Annotated in this window: 15 protein-coding genes and 1 pseudogene; 9 read left to right on the top strand and 7 right to left on the bottom strand. The window is 56.3% G+C overall.

Features of this window, described 5'->3' with window-relative positions; all coding sequences use genetic code 11:
- Positions 1-49 precede the first annotated feature (49 nt).
- Positions 50-1060 (top strand): adenosine deaminase, encoded by a 1011-nt coding sequence (gene add / locus ACL2XO_RS15105; RefSeq protein WP_413740966.1) that lies wholly within the window; start codon positions 50-52, stop codon positions 1058-1060.
- 208 nt (positions 1061-1268) lie between these two features.
- Here the strand turns inward: add and ACL2XO_RS15100 are convergent, their stop codons facing one another.
- From ACL2XO_RS15100 to ACL2XO_RS15070, 7 genes are all read right to left on the bottom strand, one after another.
- Complete coding sequence (locus tag ACL2XO_RS15100) at positions 1269-2330, bottom strand: hypothetical protein (protein WP_413740965.1); 1062 nt, start codon at positions 2328-2330, stop codon at positions 1269-1271.
- A gap of 428 nt (positions 2331-2758) precedes the next feature.
- Positions 2759-3775, bottom strand: a complete 1017-nt coding sequence (locus ACL2XO_RS15095; RefSeq protein ID WP_413724468.1) for a bile acid:sodium symporter family protein — start codon at positions 3773-3775, stop codon at positions 2759-2761.
- 68 nt (positions 3776-3843) lie between these two features.
- Positions 3844-4890, bottom strand: a complete 1047-nt coding sequence (locus tag ACL2XO_RS15090; protein WP_413740964.1) for an oxidoreductase — start codon at positions 4888-4890, stop codon at positions 3844-3846.
- Between the two features lie 94 nt (positions 4891-4984).
- Positions 4985-5920 carry an arabinose operon transcriptional regulator AraC gene (gene araC, locus ACL2XO_RS15085; RefSeq protein ID WP_132921568.1) on the bottom strand — a complete coding sequence of 312 codons (936 nt, stop codon included), beginning with the start codon at positions 5918-5920 and terminating at the stop codon, positions 4985-4987.
- A gap of 118 nt (positions 5921-6038) precedes the next feature.
- A complete protein-coding gene (araH, locus tag ACL2XO_RS15080; RefSeq protein WP_132921569.1) occupies positions 6039-7022 on the bottom strand; it encodes an L-arabinose ABC transporter permease AraH in 984 nt (327 codons plus the stop codon).
- Positions 7023-7039: 17 nt separating this feature from the next.
- Positions 7040-8569, bottom strand: coding sequence for an L-arabinose ABC transporter ATP-binding protein AraG (gene araG / locus ACL2XO_RS15075; protein ID WP_132921570.1), 1530 nt, complete (start codon positions 8567-8569; stop codon positions 7040-7042).
- A 174-nt stretch (positions 8570-8743) separates the two neighbouring features.
- Positions 8744-9724, bottom strand: a complete 981-nt coding sequence (locus ACL2XO_RS15070; protein WP_132921571.1) for an arabinose ABC transporter substrate-binding protein — start codon at positions 9722-9724, stop codon at positions 8744-8746.
- Positions 9725-10101: 377 nt separating this feature from the next.
- On the opposite strand from ACL2XO_RS15070, the gene ACL2XO_RS15065 reads away from it, so the two are divergent.
- From ACL2XO_RS15065 to rsxD, 8 genes and pseudogenes are all read left to right on the top strand, one after another.
- The gene (locus ACL2XO_RS15065; RefSeq protein WP_413740963.1) at positions 10102-11787 is read left to right on the top strand and encodes a ribulokinase; all 1686 of its coding nucleotides are present in this window, start codon (positions 10102-10104) and stop codon (positions 11785-11787) included.
- A 72-nt stretch (positions 11788-11859) separates the two neighbouring features.
- A complete protein-coding gene (araA, locus tag ACL2XO_RS15060) occupies positions 11860-13365 on the top strand; it encodes an L-arabinose isomerase (RefSeq protein WP_413740962.1) in 1506 nt (501 codons plus the stop codon).
- 145 nt (positions 13366-13510) lie between these two features.
- Positions 13511-13726 (top strand): transcription modulator YdgT, encoded by a 216-nt coding sequence (gene ydgT, locus ACL2XO_RS15055; RefSeq protein WP_132921574.1) that lies wholly within the window; start codon positions 13511-13513, stop codon positions 13724-13726.
- Positions 13708-14178, top strand: coding sequence for a DUF2569 domain-containing protein (locus ACL2XO_RS15050; RefSeq protein WP_203521416.1), 471 nt, complete (start codon positions 13708-13710; stop codon positions 14176-14178). Before ydgT ends, ACL2XO_RS15050 begins: the two co-directional genes overlap by 19 nt.
- A 146-nt stretch (positions 14179-14324) precedes the next feature.
- Positions 14325-14906 carry an electron transport complex subunit RsxA gene (rsxA, locus tag ACL2XO_RS15045; protein ID WP_132921576.1) on the top strand — a complete coding sequence of 194 codons (582 nt, stop codon included), beginning with the start codon at positions 14325-14327 and terminating at the stop codon, positions 14904-14906.
- Positions 14906-15481 carry an electron transport complex subunit RsxB gene (gene rsxB / locus ACL2XO_RS15040; RefSeq protein ID WP_413724464.1) on the top strand — a complete coding sequence of 192 codons (576 nt, stop codon included), beginning with the start codon at positions 14906-14908 and terminating at the stop codon, positions 15479-15481. The genes rsxA and rsxB overlap by 1 nt, the downstream gene beginning before the upstream one ends.
- Positions 15474-17126, top strand: a pseudogene (gene rsxC, locus ACL2XO_RS15035) (electron transport complex subunit RsxC); the annotation flags it as partial. The gene rsxB and the pseudogene rsxC, both read left to right, overlap by 8 nt.
- A gap of 27 nt (positions 17127-17153) precedes the next feature.
- Positions 17154-18206, top strand: coding sequence for an electron transport complex subunit RsxD (gene rsxD / locus ACL2XO_RS15030; RefSeq protein ID WP_413740961.1), 1053 nt, complete (start codon positions 17154-17156; stop codon positions 18204-18206).
- Positions 18207-18214 lie beyond the last annotated feature (8 nt).

Raw genomic sequence — 18214 nt, 5'->3', positions numbered from 1 at the left:
GGCCCGGTCAATGCCGGTCATCCCCCGCCACGTTCGGAGAACCGCTCCCATGATTGATAAATCCCTGCCGTTAACCGATCTCCATCGCCATTTGGACGGTAATATCCGCCCGCAAACCATACTGGAACTGGGCCGCCAATTCGGATTGCCCTTGCCGGCGGACAATCTTGAGGGACTGCTCGCACATGTTCAGGTCACCCGCACCGAACCCGATCTGGTGAGCTTTTTGCAAAAGCTGGACTGGGGCGTGGCGGTATTGGGATCCCTGGATGCCTGCCGACGCATCGCCTACGAGAACGTGGCAGATGCCGCGGCGCTGGGACTGGATTATACCGAACTGCGCTTCTCACCCTACTATATGGCTATGAAGCATCAACTGCCGCTGCCGGGCGTGGTTGAAGCGGTAATAGACGGCGTACGCGCCGGCTGCGAAGATTATCCCGTGATGGTGCGTTTAATCGGCATTTTGAGCAGGACTTTTGGCGAGGACGCCTGTACGCAGGAGCTTGATGCCATCCTGTCCGGCGGCGACGGCATCGCCGCGCTGGATTTGGCCGGTGACGAGCTGGGTTTTCCCGGCAGCCTGTTTTTAACGCATTTTACCCGCGCCCGGGATGCGGGTCTGCATATCACCGTTCATGCCGGCGAAGCCGCCGGGCCGGAGAGCATCTGGCAAGCCATCAACGAGCTGGGAGCCCAGCGCATCGGGCATGGGGTGAAAGCCATTGAGGATCCGCATTTGATGGATTTTCTGGCGCTGCACCGTATCGGCATCGAAAGTTGCCTCACCTCTAATGTGCAAACCAGCACCGTGCCCTCTCTCGAGCAGCATCCGCTGAAACGTTTTTTAGAGCATGGCATACTGGCCACAATAAATTCAGACGACCCGGCGGTTCAGGGCATCGATCTGGATTATGAGTATCGGGTCGCTGCCCCCGAGGCCGGGTTGAGCCCACAGCAAATCCGCACAGCGCAGCAAAACGGATTGACTCTTGCGTTTATCAGCGAAGCGGAGAAGGAGATGCTGCGTAAAAAGGCCCATGCCCGAGGGAGCAGGTAAATCCCCGTTTGGCACAACGTTCATAGGACAATGCCCGAATGGACGCGGCTGGATAGCCTTCCTGAACGAGGCGGAAAAACGGCAGCTGATGCCCAATGCGCTGTAAAGGGAATAAAACGATCCCTCATGCGAACTATAGCAAGTTGTCCAAGCACACAGGTAACCTGCTAAAATGAGCAGCGCCTGGGGGGAATTTCCCCTTTCTTTTTTATGTAAAAGAACACTCATTATTATCAAAAGTCGCAAATATAACCGGGTTATTACCGTCGAGAAAATATTCGCGCAATTTGTCTAAACTTGTATCATAATCAGAAACCAGAAATTTCAAGGCAAATGCGCCTCTGCTATTCATTTCATCAACAAACCCTTCCAGCGATTTGTTCAGGTTAAGGAGGTCAATTTTCCGGCCTACAGAATTGGCCACCCCTTCCAGTTTATCCACATAAGGCTTAATTCCCTCATTCAGAGCACGTCCAGTCGGTGATGGACTGTGTATTACCACGACCTTTCCGCTGCTATTAACCGAGCAATTCAAGGCGCAATCCAGATAAACGATTGAGTCACCTTCGGATAATGCCTTTTTCACGTTTAGCAGATCCTCTTTAGACGCAGGCGATGCCATTAACAGATAAATACCATTCGCCTTTTCGGCCTCTTCTATAGGCCTTCCTCGAATAAGCATGCAATCAGAATCATAATCCGCCGTGGAAGAGGAATCTGTTATCGCTCTCGGTGGGGAGACATTTAACACCACAACCGCGCCTTGATTTTTGTCGTTATCCGACAAAAAGTTATGGTCAATTGATTTTCTAAAATAGGCCTGTTCAGTGGTGAATGCCTTGACATTTTCGTTTCCCGCCTCAACCTTGAAATCCTTCCGGCACTGCTCGTAGCCGCTATTTTGATAGTCCAGGTCGATAACGCGCCAGTATAACTGCCGATAGGCCGCTTTTTTAAGTTGCTGATGTATAATATATTCAGTCAGGAGACCACCCGAACCGAGGGACACGAGCGTAACGGGGCTTTCCCTCAGCGGGATGGACTCAATGATGCGCGAGGTGGTCTTGTTGATGTAATCGATTCGGCCCTTAAGGGAAGAACACTCGTTCTCCACCCAGGAGAAATGTCTCATGCGGCGATGATTTAAAGGATCGCCATGCTCCAAGCGGGTCATTTTCAAAACATCGCCGACGGTTAAAGGAGCCATTTTGACATCTTGTTGGGGAGCAGAGGTAGGTAAATCCCTATTTTTGACCGTTGAAGGAATCACTGTTAATCATCTCCATTTGATTAATTAAATTTTTATATGTGAAATAAAAAATTTTAAATATTATTGAAATTCCACTTTAAATAATGAGAGATCCTTTAAAATGGAACTTTACATCACGCAGGGTTACATGAAAATTCACTCATTTAAAAGACAATCCAAACCATATTCATTATACGATCTTTCACAACCATGTAACAATTTAATATGTTTTTTTTATTTTCATTGTATTTTCAAAGGGAAAGTCTTTTAGAAGCCGATCACCCATTGAAAATAATCTTGGATAAGCTGCGGCCGCATCATTAATCCTCTTAGCAAAATCAATATCCGAGATTATTGTTGAAAAAAAGCGGACTGAATGAGCCGCCATGGCTTCGGTCCGCTTTTTAATTTTACAGTCGCAACAATTGCCAAAATTATAAGAGTTATAATTACTCGCCGGGCGTGGCGCTTAGCGCGCTTTTCTCCCGCTGTGACGCCTGCTTGCGGGCGTAGCGCTGCGCCAGCACCGCGCACACCATCAGTTGGACCTGATGGAAGATCATCAGCGGCAGCACCATGGTTCCCACCGCAGCCGCCGGGAACAAAACGTTTGCCATGGGGATTCCATTGGCCAGGCTCTTTTTGGAGCCGCAGAACACGATGGTGATTTCATCGGCGGTACTGAACCCGAGCAAACGGGCGGTCCAGGTATTGATGACCAGCACAATGGCCAGCAGCATCAGCGAGTATACCAGAATCGACACCAGCGACCAGCCGGTGATTTGGTGCCAAATGCCCCCTACCACCGCTTCGCTGAAGGCGGTATAAACCACCAGCAGTATTGATGACCGGTCAGTAATATTAATCAGCTTTTTATGACGGTTCACCCAGCCGCCAATCAGCGGCCGCGCCAGATGGCCCACCACAAAAGGCACCATCAGTTGCAGGATGATTGAACCGATGGCATGCAGCGTATTGTTCGATCCGCCGCCTTCCTGGGTTTTCATCAGCAGGCCCACCAGCACCGGCGATAAAAATACCCCTAAAATACTCGAGGCGGAGGCGCTGCAGATAGCGGCCGCCACGTTGCCGCCGGCCACGGAAGTAAACGCGATAGCGGACTGAACGGTAGCGGGCAGCGCACACAGATAAAGAAAGCCCAGGTAGACCGGCGTGGACAATAGAGACGGCTGAAAAATCTTCATGGCAAGACCCAGCAGCGGGAACAGTGCGAAAGTACTGAGGAAAACCACCAGATGCAAACGCCAATGGCTCATCCCGCCAATGATGGCATCCCGCGACAGCTTGGCGCCATGCATAAAAAACAGTAAAGCAATGGCGGCGGTGGTGAGGTATTCAAACAATGTTTTGAAAACGCCGCGACAAGGGAAAAGAGACGCCAAAATAACCACTGAAACCAACACCAGTAAAAACTTATCAATACGTAAACGTTGCAACCACGACATGACCACTACCCTTACCGTCGACCGAAACCAGGGCGATCCCAGGATCGCCCAAAACCCCTACCATGTCATTAACTGTTCTTTACCGCTAATGTTTTTTTCTGTTCCGATGAGGAGATACCCAGCTCAATCAACTCCATTACGCGAATGGCGTCGGACGGAGTTACCGGATTATCGCCTTTTCCCAGGATAGCATCCCGGATAGCGGCGTAATAAGCAGGATAATTACCGGGCTGGGTGCGGACGGTATGCTCGGTCATGACGCCGCCTTTCGGCAGCGTCAGCACGCCGTCCTGGGTATCGACGCCCCAGTCGGGCTGCGGCGGAACTTCACCGTTTTTCAACCGCGCTTCCTGAGCGTCGAGACCGAACTTAACGAAGCTGCCTTTGGTGCCGTGAATGGTATAGCGGGGAGTGGGCGCCGCCGCCGACATGGAGCCGTGCAGCACCACACGCCGTTGCGGATAGGTTAGCGTGGCGTGAAAATAGTCATCGGTGAGCGCGCCGGGACGAAGCAGCGCCAAATCGACGTTTATCGCCACCGGCATACCGAACAGCACCAAGACCTGGTCAATCAGATGCGGTCCCAAATCGTACCAGATACCGCTGCCGGCGCCGGGCTGTTCGCGCCAGCGGTCCTTCACCTCCAGGCGGAACCGGTCATAATGGGACTCGAAATACAACACGTCGCCGAGGATACCGTCGCGGATAAGCTGGCGCGCGGTAAGGAAATCGCTGTCCCAGCGGCGGTTGTGGAATACCGACAGCAGCACCTGGCGATTTTCCGCCAGCTGCTTCAATTCCTGTGCTTGTGACAACGTCACGGTAAAGGGTTTATCCACGATAACGTGCTTGCCCGCCAGCAACGCCTGTTTAGCCAGCGGAAAATGCGTTTCGTTCGGGGTGGGAACCACCACCAGTTGGACCGCCGGGTCGTTGATAACCTCATTGGGATCCGCCGCCACCTTTACGCCGGGCAAATCCCCCTGAACTTTACCCGCATCGCTGGAGGAGACCGCCGCCACCCGCAGGCCGTCAGTGCCCTTGATCAAAGGAGCGTGGAAGGTTTTACTGGCAAAACCATAACCAATCAGTCCGATTCCGATATTTTCAGCCATCGTTATTCCTCTTTTAGGCTTATTTTCGATGGAGCCGCCCTCGATGGGAAGACGGCAAATCAATCTTTACCGGACCAACAGTAGCAATAAATTATTATTCTCCGATAGCCTTTTCGCTTTGCAACTGCCAGTTATTGGCGGCCTGGATGCTGCGGCCGGGATAATTGATCTCGCTGCTGCGCCGACGGAAATCGCTCGGACTAACCCCCACGCGCTTGCGGAATACCCGGGAAAAGTAGAGCTGATCGTCATACCCAACCACCCGGCCGATGGTGGCAATGGATTCCTGCGTGGTCTGCAACAGCAGTTTGGCGCGGATAACCCGCTGGTCTTCCCGCCAGCGCAGGATATTGATTCCCACCTGTTCGCGGAATAAATGCGCCAGGCGCGAAGGGGATAAACAGACGTGACGGGCCACTTCGTCGATACGCAGCTCGCCGGACAGATTACCGGTGATGAACTGGCAAGCCTCGATAATGCGCGGGTCCATGATTTTGCTGGGGCTTTGCGGGTCCTCTTCCATGGCGCGCAGCAGCAGGCGTTCCAGCAGATTCATGCCCAGCTCTTCGGAAAAACGCCGGCCGGAGCGCTGGGTCTGCTCTATGTTGGCCAGCAGGCGGTCGAACTCGGTGAGCAAATTGTCATTGCCCAAAGAAAGCCGTCCCACATCATGAATCTTGCTGTGCCACTCCAGCCAATCGGCCCAATAGGCCCGGGGGCGGAAATAGACCCAGCGATGATACCAGCAGTCGCTGTCCGGAGAACGGCCGTAATAATGCGCCGACTTCGGCGGAAACAGCAACAGATCGCCGGGGTTGCAAACAAATGAACGGTCGCCTTCGAATATTTTTCCTTGGCCTTTGATGGTCAGGTTAAGAATAAACCCTTTCATGCCATCAGGACGATCGATGAAAAAATCCAGCGGCCCGCCGGCAATGATCGGCGTTAAGCCGGCAACCAAATAGGCATTGAACATATAGCCGGGCAAGAGCGGATTTGATTGCGTCTCGTGAGTCATTCTATGATACATCTCACCTCCGGACAGGTTGTCGTCTGATTGAGAATATCCGCAAGAGCGTGGAATAGCCTGCAACGGTTATAAAACTGTGAGCGGACCGGCGCTTTTCGCCGCGGCGGCCCGCAAAACCTTACACCGTGCGTTTCGCCTTTTGTTTGTAGCGGTCAAATATTACCGCCGCCAGCAGGATTACCCCGCGCACCACGTATTGGGAGAACGGTGAAATATTCAGCAAATTCATCGCGTTTTCCACCGTACCGAGAATCAGCACCCCGGCCACTACGTAAGAGATTTTACCGATACCGCCTTTCATCGATACCCCGCCCAACACGCAAGCGGAGATGACAATCAGTTCATATCCCAACGAGGTCATCGGCTGGCCGCTGGTCATGCGCGAGGCCAGGATAATACCCGCCACCGCCGACACCAGGCCGGAGAGGATAAAGATGATGATCTTGGTGCGAACCACCGGCACCCCTGCCAGGCGGGCGGCTTCTTCATTGCCGCCGATGGCCAGCGTGTTGCGGCCGAAAGTGGTCTTGTTCAGCAGAAAACCGAAAATGATCATGCAAATAGCCATGATCCATATCGGCGCCGGCAGGCCCAGCCAGTTGGAATTGCCCAGCACAAAGAATCGTTCATCTTCGATGCCCACGGCTTTACCATCGGAAATGATATAGGCCAGACCGCGCACAATCTGCATGGTGGCGAGGGTGGTTATCAAGGCGTTGATTTTCAGCTTGGCGATGACGAAACCGTTTACAAGGCCGCAGATTACCCCCAGCACCAGCCCCGCCAGCACACCGAGCCACAAGCTGTCTGCGGCATTGATGACCACTGCCGTGGTGACGCCGGCGCAGGCGATAACCGAGGCCACCGACAAATCGAAATCGCCGGAAGCCAGGCAGAACAGCATGCCGCAGGCGACGATGCCGGACATTGAAACCGCCAGGCCAAGGCCCTTCATATTGATAAAGCTGGAGAAATTGGGAACGAAAATGGTACAGGCGACAAACAGTACGACAAATACCACCAGCATGCCGTAGTTATCCCAAACCCGAGACAAACTTAACGATTTATTCGCCTTTGGCGAAGATGTAGTGACCGTTGACATCTTTGACTCCTTCACAATCAGGCAACCGCATCCGCGGGGCTGGTATGGGTTGTATGTAACATTGCCAGGCTCAGGGCTTTTTGTTCACTGGCTTCCGAGTGGGTGAGCTCGCCGGATATCGTCCCTTCGCGCATCACCACAATACGGTCCGCCAGGCCTAATACTTCCGGCAAATCGCTGGATGCAAACAATACGGCAATTCCCCGTTTCGCCAATTCGTAAATCACGTGATAGATTTCATGCTTGGCGCCGACATCGATGCCGCGCGTCGGTTCATCGAGCATGATCACTTTCATGTCCTCCGACAGCCAGCGGCCGAGGATAGCCTTTTGCTGATTGCCGCCTGAGAGGTTCATGATCAACTGTTCGGCTGAAGGCGTTTTGATGTTCAACGCACGAATATGCTCCAGGGCATTGGATTTTTCCCATTGATCGTTTATCAAAAAGCCGGCTTTAACGGTATTGCGCCGGGCGCTGATATTGATATTTTCCCGCACTGAATGTACCGGAATCAGGCCGTCGGCCTTGCGGTCTTCCGGGCAGAGCATCAGTCCGGCGCTGATGGCATCGATGGGGGAACGGATGGAAATGGGTTTGCCGTCCAGCAGCAATTGGCCGCCGGTAATCAGCGTTCCGCCGAAAAGGCCTTTCATCAGTTCGCTGCGCCCCGCTCCCACCAGTCCGAACAGACCGACGATTTCACCGGCGCGTACCGATAAGGAAATGGGAGTCTTCACCCCCACCGCCTCTATTTTGTCCAGCTCCAGCCTGACGTCGCCGTGGGGACGGGGAACATAATCATAAATATCCCCCAGATTACGCCCCACCATGGCCTGCACCAGAATGTCGTGGTCCACGGCGGTCATGTCGTCAAAGGTGCGCACATATTTGCCGTCTTTGAATACCGTGATGGCGTCCCCCAGCGTAAAGATTTCTTCCATACGATGGGAAACGTAAAGAATGACCCGTCCCTCGGCGCGCAGCTCGCGGATAACACGGAATAACTGCTCTATTTCCCGCGCCGACAATGAACTGGTGGGCTCGTCAAAAGCGATGATTTTGGCATTACGGGTTAATGCCTTGGCGATTTCAACCATTTGCCACTGGGCGATGGACAGATACTTAAGCGGCGTTTCCGGCGCGATATCCAGCCCCAAATGCTCCAGCTGCAGCTTGGTTTCATAATTCAGAATGCCGCGGTTAACAAAACCGTGCTTGTTTGGTAATTGACCCAGATAAATATTTTCCGCCACCGTCATCTCGGGAACCAGATGCAGTTCCTGGTAAATAATCGCTACCCCGGCGTTCAACGCATCGGTGGTGGTATTGAAATGAACCGGCTGCCCCTTGATCAGGATTTCGCCCTGCGTCGGCGTATAGCTGCCGCTGAGAATCTTCAGCAAAGTCGATTTCCCGGCGCCGTTCTCCCCCATGAGGGCATGGATTTGACCCGAATAACAATCGAAGCTGATATCGTCCAGCGCTTTCACGCCGGGAAAGGTTTTACCAATGCCGCGAAACGATAGATAAGGTGTCTGAATTGTCATGAACACATCCTCGCGTTAACAGATCCGGACAGTGCGCCGGCAATCCCGCTACGGTAACTATCAGGGGTTTTGACTGACACGGACACATCCTCTTGATGAATGACGTCGTCATGGACCGGGACGGCCTCGGCCGTCCCGGCAAACACTTGTTCCGTTAAAAATGTCGGTTAAAAATTACAGGCCTTTTTTCTTCAGTTCTTCTTTGAAGTTATCGCGGGTAATCAATACCACGTCGGTGACTTCGGTGAATTTCGGCGGTTCAACGCCCTTGGTTACCCAGTCATGCATCATCTGGATACTCTTGTAACCGTGTACGTCGGGGCTGGGCAATAAAGAACCGTAGAAACCGGTGGATTCGTTTTTGGACAGCTCATTCACCGCATCCACGCCGTTGATGCCGACGCCGATAACGTCAGGCGCCTTGAATCCCTGACCTTCGGTGGCGCGCACGCCGCCCAGCACGGTATTGTCGTTCATGCCGACAATCAGCCAGTGTTTCACGCCGGGATGCTGGACCAGCAGTGAGTTGCCGGCGTCAAACGCGCCGGGGATATCATTGGACTTGGTGGGGACCTGGTAGATTTGTTTATCCGGTATGCCGGCGGCTTTTAACGCATCCATGGCGCCGGTGGTGCGGCGACGAGCGGTATCGAGCTCATTGGCGGTAATGGCCATGACCCCGGTGTCGGCCACTTTCCAGCCGCGCTTGGTCATTTCCTTGAACTCTTCCTGGCCGGCGCGCTGGCCCAGCTGGGTGGCGGCCATCATGACGATGGGAACGTTAACCATGGGTTTGCCTTTGGCGTCGACGAACTGGTCATCCACCGCCATGACTTTCATATCGTAGCTGCGTGCTTTGGCGACAATCGCCGAGCCAAGTTTGGGATCGGGGGTACAAATGACAAACCCTTTGGCACCGCTGGCCGCCAGGCTATCGATCGCATTAAGTGTTTTTTCACCATCGGGTACGGCAATTTTAATCACGTCAAAGCCCATATCTTTGCCGGCTTTGTCAGCAAAACGCCATTCGGTTTGAAACCAGGGTTCTTCAGGTTGTTTCACCAAAAAACCCAACTTCATGTTCTCCGCCATAGCCGAATGAGACATAACAGCGGCTACTGCAATTGCCGCCAGTGCCTTAGTGAATTTATGCATGGAACTCTCCGGTAATTATTATCGCTCTGCTTCGAAATGCTGAAGCGTGTAAGCGTTATCAGTCGGTAAGATTTTACCCGGTGGTACTGCCAGGCGGCCTATGAGTCGCCATTTATCCAATCGGGCCCTTTAGACGGATGTAGTTTTAACGTTTACGTGTTACCAAAATGTAGAGCGTTATCACAGTTCTCAATAACAGCAGTTTTGTGCATAGATACAGCAAAATTCATCTGTGAAGGACTTTATGAGGAACATCACATTTCAGTCACTGGCGGCAGGAAAGTGCATACTTCCAGCTAACGTCTCCTCACTGCCCGATTAAAACCCCCTTATGGTTATCGACATCATCAGGTTTCGGGTTAACAGGAGATACGAGCATGACTGAAGAGGCCATTAGCCTCGGGCTTGATTTCGGCAGTGATTCAGTGCGCGCCCTGGCGGTTGCCTGCGGCAGCGGTAAAGAGCTGGCCACCGAAGTTGTCTGGTACCCGCGCTGGCGCGAGGGCCGGTATTGCAAACCCGCGGATAACCAGTTCCGCCACCATCCGGCGGATTATCTGGAGTCCATGGAGCAGGCGATCCGCGCCGTGGTGGCGCATTTGTCGCCGGCGCAGCGGGAAAGCATCGTCGGCATCGGGGTGGACACCACCGGCTCGACGCCGGCCCCCATTGATGCCGAAGGCCGGGTTCTGGCCCTGCGGCCGGAATTCGCCGATAATCCCAACGCCATGTTTATTTTGTGGAAGGACCATACCTCCATAGAAGAAGCTGAAGCCATCAACCAACTGTGCCGCAGCGGTGAATTCCCCGACTATTCCCGCTATATCGGCGGTGTCTATTCATCGGAGTGGTTCTGGGCAAAAATCCTCCATATCACCCGCCAGGACCGCCAGGTCCGCCAGGAAGCGGTCTCCTGGATTGAGCTGTGCGACTGGATCCCGGCGGTATTGTCCGCCACCACGCGTCCTGAGGAAATCAGGCGCGGCCGCTGCTCCGCCGGACATAAATCCCTCTGGCATCCGGTATGGGGCGGCGTACCGCCAAAAGCGTTTCTCCATGCCCTTGATCCGGTACTGACGGAAAATCTGCAATACCCGCTCTTTACCGACACCTATACCGCCGACCTGCCGGTGGGCCGCATCAGCGCCGAATGGGCGCAAAAGCTCGGCGTGCCGCCTTCCGTAACCATTGCCGGCGGAGCCTTTGACTGCCATATCGGCGCCGTGGGCGCCGGCGCTCAGCCCTATACCCTGGTAAAGGTCATCGGCACGTCCACCTGCGATATCCTGATAGCCGATGAACAAAAAGTCGGCGATCGCTCCATTACCGGTATCTGCGGCCAGGTGGACGGCAGCGTCATTCCCGGCTTTATCGGCCTGGAGGCGGGACAGTCGGCTTTTGGCGATATTTATGCCTGGTACGGCAAGGTGCTGGGCTGGCCCCTGCGCCGGGCCGCACGGCAAAATCCTTCCCTACAGCCGGCGCTCGAGGCCATAGAAACCGACATGCTGTCGGCGCTGGCCGAAGCCTGGGCTGAGGAACCGTCGCTGGAACATCTGCCGGTGGTGCTGGACTGGTTCAATGGCCGCCGCACTCCTTATGCCAACCAGCGCCTGAAAGGGGTTATCACCGGCCTTAACCTGGGCACCGACGCGCCGGCGCTGTTCGGCGGGTTGATTGCCGCCACCGCCTTCGGCGCGCGCGCCATCATGGAGTGCTTCGTTGATCAGGGCATTCCGGTGGAGAACGTGCTGGTGCTGGGGGGCATTGCCCGCAAATCGCCGATCATCATGCAGGTGCTGGCGGATGTCATGAATCGTCCGCTGCAGCTGGTGGCCTCCGACCAATGCTGTGCCCTGGGAGCGGCGATTTTCGGCGCGGTGGCGGCGGGAACCTACGGGGATATCGCCACGGCCCAGCAGCACATGGCCAGTAAAATCGAACGCGTCCTACAGCCGGACCCTGACAAAGTCGCCTCATTCCAGGTCCTGTATGAACGCTACCGGCACTGGAGCGAAATCGCTGAACCCGCCTATGCCGTAACGGCTGCCATCGGGCATTAACCAACAAAAGCCGGGCCGCGGGAAAGACCGCCGCCCGAAACCTCCCTTTGACGGAGACGCACAGGAGTCATTATGGAAAATTTTCAACAGCACGAAGTCTGGTTTGTGATAGGCAGCCAACATCTTTACGGCCCGGAAACGCTGCGGCAAGTCACCGAACATGCGCAGACCGTGGTCAAGGGCCTGAATGATGAGGCAGGCCTGCCGGTCAAGCTGGTTTTGAAACCCCTGGTCACCTCGCCGGATCAAATCCTGGCATTGTGCCGCGAGGCCAATTACGATACCCGCTGCATCGGCTTGCTCACCTGGCTGCACACTTTTTCTCCGGCCAAGATGTGGATAGGCGGCCTGAGCATCCTGAATAAACCCCTGCTGCAGTTCCATACCCAATTCAATGCGCAAATCCCGTGGGAAACCATGGACATGGATTTTATGAACCTGAACCAGACCGCCCACGGCGGCCGTGAATTCGGTTTCATCGGCGCGCGGATGCATTTGAATCATCAGGTCGTGGTGGGCCACTGGCAAGACCCGCAGGCCCATGCAGGCATCGCCAAATGGATGCGCGCCGCGGTGGCCCGCGAAGAGAGCCAGCATTTGGTGGTGGCCCGGTTCGGCGACAACATGCGTGAAGTGGCGGTGACCGAAGGCAATAAGGTTGGCGCGCAAATCCAGTTCGGCTACTCGGTTACCGCTTACGGCCTGGGGGATCTGGTGAGCGTGGTGGATGAAGTTTCGCACGGCGATATCGACGCGCTGGTGGAAGAGTATGAAGCTTCCTACATCCTCACCGACAAAATCAAGCACAATGGCGAAAAACGCCAGAACCTGCTGGATGCGGCCCGTATCGAACTGGGCATGAAACGCTTCCTGGAGCAGGCGGGCTGTAAAGCCTTCACCACCAACTTTGAAAATCTGTACGGACTCAAGCAGTTGCCGGGGCTGGCGGTGCAACGCCTGATGCAGCAAGGCTATGGCTTCGCCGGCGAAGGGGACTGGAAAACCGCGGCCCTGCTGCGCATCCTTAAGGTCATGGCCGCCGGTCTGCCCGGGGGCACCTCGTTTATGGAAGATTATACCTATAACTTCCAGCCGGAGAATAACCTCGCCCTTGGCTCACATATGCTTGAAGTGTGTCCGAGTATCGCCAAAGAAGAAAAACCCACCGTGGACGTGCAATTCCTCGGTATCGGCGGCAAGGCGGACCCGGCGCGGCTACTGTTCTCCACCCCGGCCGGCCCGGCGGTTAACGCCTCGGTTATCGATATGGGCGACCGGTTCCGTATGCTGGTGAACGTGGTGGATACCATCGAGCAGCCCCATCCCCTGCCGAAGCTGCCGGTGGCCCGCGCCATCTGGAAGGCCCAGCCGTCCCTTGAAGTGGCGGCGGAAGCCTGGATCCTGGGCGGAGGTGCGCATCATACCGTATTCAGCCAGGCCCTGAGCCTGGATCATATCCGGCTCTATGCGGAAATGAACGGTATCGAACTGCTGGTTATCGATAATGACACCCGCATTCCCGACTTCAAGCAGGCCCTGCGCTGGAATGAACTCTATTATAAGCTAGCGGCGAAATAAGACGTTTTGTTTATAAGGCCGGGGACAATCCGTTCCCGGCCTGAACGCCCCGCGCTTTTTTAGCTTTTTATCGCGGAATATATGGACACCGGAGCCGCACTGAATATACTACTTTGCTTATATTTCCTTCCCTGAACGCTCAACAATGACTGCGCAAGAGTACTTATTAAAATTCCGTAAGGTAAACACCCCCGAGAGCCTGGAAAAGCTGTTCGATCATCTGAATTACTCCCTGGTGGACAGCGGTGAAATCATCAATATGTACCGGGCGGCGGACCACCGCAGGGCGGAACTGGCCTCCGGCGGCCGTCTGTTCGATCTCGGCCAGGTGCCTAAATCCGTATGGCGGTTCGTGATTTGAACGCCGGCCACGCTCCGGCGGGCTCCCCGCCGCGTATCGGCGGCTGGCTGTGGGTCGCGACGGCCTACCTTGGGGTGGCGCTTATCAGCGCGAGCCTTATCATCATTATCTTCCTGCTGGCGCTGGTGAACCACTGGGACGCGCTTTCACAGTCCGCGCAACACTCCATGTTCGGTCTGCAATGGCTGGCCTCGCTGCTCACCGCCGCCGCCATGTGGTGTTTTACCTTCTGGACGCTGCGGCTGATGCTCCGACGCTCCCTGCGCTTTCCCAAGATATTTATCCTCTGGCTGCTGGCGGGGGTTTTATTGGCCCTGAAGGCCTTTGCCTTTTCCCCTATCACCGACCAGCTGGCGCTGCACCAGCTATACTGGCCGCTGCTGGCGGCGGCTCTCGGCGTGCCTTACATAAAACGCTCGCAGCGGGTTAAGCATACCTTTATCCAGCCATGATATCGGCCATGGCCACCGGAAGGCGGAAATCCGCTATCGGCATAGGGCATACCGGCCGCCGGCGGATAATAACCCTACGGAAACTGTGTTGTCGAAAGGGAACCTATGCCGGATAATAGCCCGCGTCTTTTTAAATGGGTACGGCAATGAATGGTTACCTGCTACTGTTTATCGGCACGGTGCTGGTAAATAATTTCGTCCTGGTCAAATTTCTCGGCTTATGCCCATTTATGGGCGTATCCAAAAAGCTGGAAACGGCAATGGGTATGGGCATGGCCACTACCTTCGTCATGACGCTGGCGTCCATCTGCGCCTGGCTGATAAATGACTTTATCCTGCAACCCCTGGATCTGGCCTATTTACGTACCCTTTCCTTTATTTTTATTATCGCGGTGGTGGTGCAGTTCACCGAACTGGTGGTGCGAAAGACCAGCCCCTCCCTCTACCGTCTGCTGGGCATTTTCCTGCCGCTTATCACCACCAACTGCGCGGTACTCGGCGTGGCGCTGCTCAATATCAATCTTGCCCATAACTTCCTGCAGTCCGCGGTGTATGGTTTCAGCGCCGCGGCGGGCTTCTCACTGGTGATGATCCTGTTCTCCGCCATCCGGGAACGCCTGGCGGTGGCCGACGTACCGGCGCCCTTCAAGGGTTCGTCCATCGCCCTGGTGACCGCCGGACTGATGTCGCTGGCCTTTATGGGCTTTAGCGGGCTGGTGAAATTCTGATGGTCTTGGTCTATGCCGTCGGCGCGCTCAGCCTGCTGGCTTTGCTATGCGGGGCCCTGCTGGGGTTTGCCGCCCGCCGCTTTACCGTAGAAGAGGATCCGGTCGCCGGACAGATCGATGCCCTGCTGCCCCAAAGCCAGTGCGCGCAGTGCGGTTATCCCGGCTGCAAGCCTTATGCCGAAGCGGTGGCGGTCCATGGCGAAAAAATCAACAAGTGCGCCCCCGGCGGAGAACCGGTGATGCTGAAAATCGCCGGTTTGATGAACGTGGAGCCGCAGCCGCTGGACGGCGGCGGCGAGGCGTCCCGCCCCGTGGCCACCGTGGCCTGGATCGATGAGGCCAACTGCATCGGCTGCACCAAATGTATCCAGGCGTGTCCGGTGGATGCCATTATCGGCACCACCCGGGCGGTGCATACGGTGGTGAGCGAGCTCTGCACCGGCTGTGATTTATGCGTCGCGCCCTGCCCGACCGACTGCATTGAAATGCGGCCGCTGGCGGACACCGCGCAAAATTGGAAGTGGGATCTTTCCCGCATCCCGGTTCAGGTCATTTCCCTGGAGCACCATGTTTAATTTATTCGCCGAACTGCGCAAAGACCGCATCTGGGAATTTGACGGCGGCATTTATCCTCCGGAAATGAAGGAGCAGTCCAGCGGTACGCCGCTGCGCGTGGTGCCGTTGCCGGACCAGCTCATTATCCCTCTCAAGCAGCATCTTGGACCGGAGGGTGAACTGTGCGTCGCCGCCGGCGACCGGGTGCTGCGCGGACAGCCCCTGACCCGCGGCCTGGGGCGCACCTTGCCGGTCCATGCTCCCACCTCCGGGGTGATTGAGTCTATTACTTCCCATATCACCGCTCATCCGTCGGCGCTGGCTGAGCTTTGCATCATCCTGCGCGCCGACGGCTTGGACAGCTGGTGCCCGTTGCAGCCGGCGGCCGATTTCCGCCGGCATAACGCCCAGTGGGTGCTGAATCGGATACATCAGGCCGGCATCGCCGGTTTGGGCGGCGCGGGTTTCCCCACCGCCGCCAAAATCACCGGCGGCGGCAGCGTTGAGACCCTGATTATCAACGCCGCGGAATGCGAGCCTTATATTACCGCCGACGACCGGCTGATGCGGGAACGGGCCCATGAAATTGTCGCGGGCATTGATGTGGTGGCCCATGCCGTCGCCCCCGGGCGCGTACTCATCGGCATCGAGGATAACAAACCGGCCGCCGCATCCGCCCTGGAGCAGGCATTGGCGCAGCGGCCGGATTACCTGCTGCGGGTTGTGCCGACCAAATATCCTTCCGGCGGCGCCAAGCAGCTGACGAAAATCCTTACCGGGCGGGAAGTGCCCTTCGGTCAACATTCGGCCTCCATCGGCGTGTTGATGCTGAATGTGGGCACGGTTTTCGCCATCAAGCGGGCGGTAATAGACGGGGAGCCTCTTACCGAACGGGTGGTGACGCTGTCCGGCGGCGCCTTGAAACAGCCGGGCAATGTCTGGGGGCGCATCGGCACCCCGGTGGGGCATCTGCTGCGCCATGCGGGCTTTGTTGCCGAAGGGGAGCAGTTGGTTATCATGGGCGGGCCATTGATGGGATTTACCCTGCCGTCTCTCGATGTCCCCATCGTCAAGATCAGTAATTGCATCATGGCCCCCGCCGCCGGGGAGCTGGCCAAAGCGCAGCCCGAGCAAGCCTGCATTCGCTGCAGCCTGTGCGCCGATGCCTGCCCGGCCGGACTGCTGCCCCAGCAGCTTTATTGGTTCAGCCGCGGCCAGGAGCACGACAAGGCCCGGCGCCATCATCTGTTCGATTGCATAGAATGCGGAGCCTGCGCCTATGTTTGCCCGAGCAATATCCCGCTGGTGCACTATTACCGTCGGGAAAAAGCGGAGATCCGGGCCCTCGATGGGGAAGCGGAAAAATCAGCCACCGCCAGGGCGCGTTATGAGGCCAAGCTTGCCCGGCGCGAACGGGAAAAAACAGCCAGAGAACTGCGCCACCGGCAGGCGGCGGTGAAGCTGGACGAAATCGTCCCGCGGATGCCGGCAAAAGTATCCCTTGGTGATACCGCCCCCTCCAGCGCGACAAAAGTCGTGTCCATGGCGTCCGGCGCGCCGCAGCGACCTGCTGCTGACGGTGACGGCGTCACTTCTGACCTGCATCATCAGCAGCAGGATGCCGTCGCCGCCGCCATTGCCCGGGTAAAAGCCCGTAAAGCCGCCGCTGCAAAACAGCCTCAAGAGGAATAAATGGCTTTCAGAATAGCGAGTTCACCTTTTACCCATAACCGGTTAACCACCGGCCAGATCATGTCGCAGGTGATTGCGGCATGCCTGCCGGGCTTCCTCGCCCTGAGCTATTTCTTCGGTTACGGCACGTTGATTCAGGTGGTGTTGGCCTGCATCACCGCATTGCTGGCCGAGGCGGCGGCGGCGGCGCTGCGCAAACAATCCGTACCGGCAAAACTCACCGACTACTCCGCGCTGCTGACGGCTGTCCTGCTGGGGTTAAGCCTGCCGCCCTTGGGTCCCTGGTGGGTCATTGTCCTGGCGACGCTGTGCGCCATTATCATTGCCAAGCAGCTTTACGGCGGCCTGGGGCATAATCCCTTCAATCCGGCCATGGTGGGGTATGTCATAGTGCTTATCTCTTTTCCGGTACAAATGACCAGTTGGCTGCCGGAAGAGAGCATGCGGCTGCACCCCGCCGGACTGGCGGATACCCTGGGGCTTATTTTTTCCGGCCATACGTCCCTGGATCTGGATTTACAGCAGGTGCGCCAGGGGTTTGACGGGATTACCCAGGCCACCCCGCTGGATAATTACAAAACCGGCCTGCATGCCGGCCGCGATGCGGCCCGGCTTTTGCGACAGCCGCTTTATAACGGCTGGATGGGGGGGCTGGGCTGGCAATGGGTCAATCTTGGTTTCCTGGCGGGCGGCTTGTATCTGCTGCTGCGCAACATCATCAGTTGGCATATCCCCATCGCCTTTCTGGCGAGCCTGGGTTTTTGCGCCGTCCTGGCCTGGCTGTTGATGCCCCAGGCCGCGCCGCCGCCGATGCTGCACCTGTTTTCCGGCGCCACCATGCTGGGGGCGTTTTTTATCGCCACCGATCCGGTAACCGCCTCCACCACCCATCGCGGGCGACTGATATTCGGCGCGCTGACCGGCGGTCTGGTCTGGCTTATCCGCACCTACGGCGGCTACCCCGAAGGGGTGGCTTTTGCCGTATTGCTGGCGAATATCTGCGTGCCGCTTATCGATCATTATACCCAGCCCCGTGCCTACGGACATCCATGAGGAGCGCC

This window comes from Sodalis sp. RH15 (genome assembly GCF_047324255.1).
GTDB lineage: Bacteria > Pseudomonadota > Gammaproteobacteria > Enterobacterales > Enterobacteriaceae > Acerihabitans > Acerihabitans ligni.
This window is presented reverse-complemented; position numbering and strand designations above follow the sequence as displayed.

Excerpts from the sequence above, each read along its gene's own strand:
- add (WP_413740966.1), top strand. The coding sequence starts at position 50 with ATGATTGATAAATCCCTGCCGTTAACCGATCTCCATCGCCATTTGGAC.
- ydgT (WP_132921574.1), top strand. The coding sequence starts at position 13,511 with ATGACTGCGCAAGAGTACTTATTAAAATTCCGTAAGGTAAACACCCCC.
- ACL2XO_RS15050 (WP_203521416.1), top strand. The coding sequence starts at position 13,708 with ATGGCGGTTCGTGATTTGAACGCCGGCCACGCTCCGGCGGGCTCCCCG.
- ACL2XO_RS15090 (WP_413740964.1), bottom strand. The coding sequence starts at position 4,890 with ATGGCTGAAAATATCGGAATCGGACTGATTGGTTATGGTTTTGCCAGT.
- araH (WP_132921569.1), bottom strand. The coding sequence starts at position 7,022 with ATGTCAACGGTCACTACATCTTCGCCAAAGGCGAATAAATCGTTAAGT.
- ACL2XO_RS15065 (WP_413740963.1), top strand. The coding sequence starts at position 10,102 with ATGACTGAAGAGGCCATTAGCCTCGGGCTTGATTTCGGCAGTGATTCA.
- rsxD (WP_413740961.1), top strand. The coding sequence starts at position 17,154 with ATGGCTTTCAGAATAGCGAGTTCACCTTTTACCCATAACCGGTTAACC.
- araC (WP_132921568.1), bottom strand. The coding sequence starts at position 5,920 with ATGTATCATAGAATGACTCACGAGACGCAATCAAATCCGCTCTTGCCC.
- ACL2XO_RS15070 (WP_132921571.1), bottom strand. The coding sequence starts at position 9,724 with ATGCATAAATTCACTAAGGCACTGGCGGCAATTGCAGTAGCCGCTGTT.
- araG (WP_132921570.1), bottom strand. The coding sequence starts at position 8,569 with ATGACAATTCAGACACCTTATCTATCGTTTCGCGGCATTGGTAAAACC.
- rsxA (WP_132921576.1), top strand. The coding sequence starts at position 14,325 with ATGAATGGTTACCTGCTACTGTTTATCGGCACGGTGCTGGTAAATAAT.
- araA (WP_413740962.1), top strand. The coding sequence starts at position 11,860 with ATGGAAAATTTTCAACAGCACGAAGTCTGGTTTGTGATAGGCAGCCAA.
- ACL2XO_RS15095 (WP_413724468.1), bottom strand. The coding sequence starts at position 3,775 with ATGTCGTGGTTGCAACGTTTACGTATTGATAAGTTTTTACTGGTGTTG.
- rsxB (WP_413724464.1), top strand. The coding sequence starts at position 14,906 with ATGGTCTTGGTCTATGCCGTCGGCGCGCTCAGCCTGCTGGCTTTGCTA.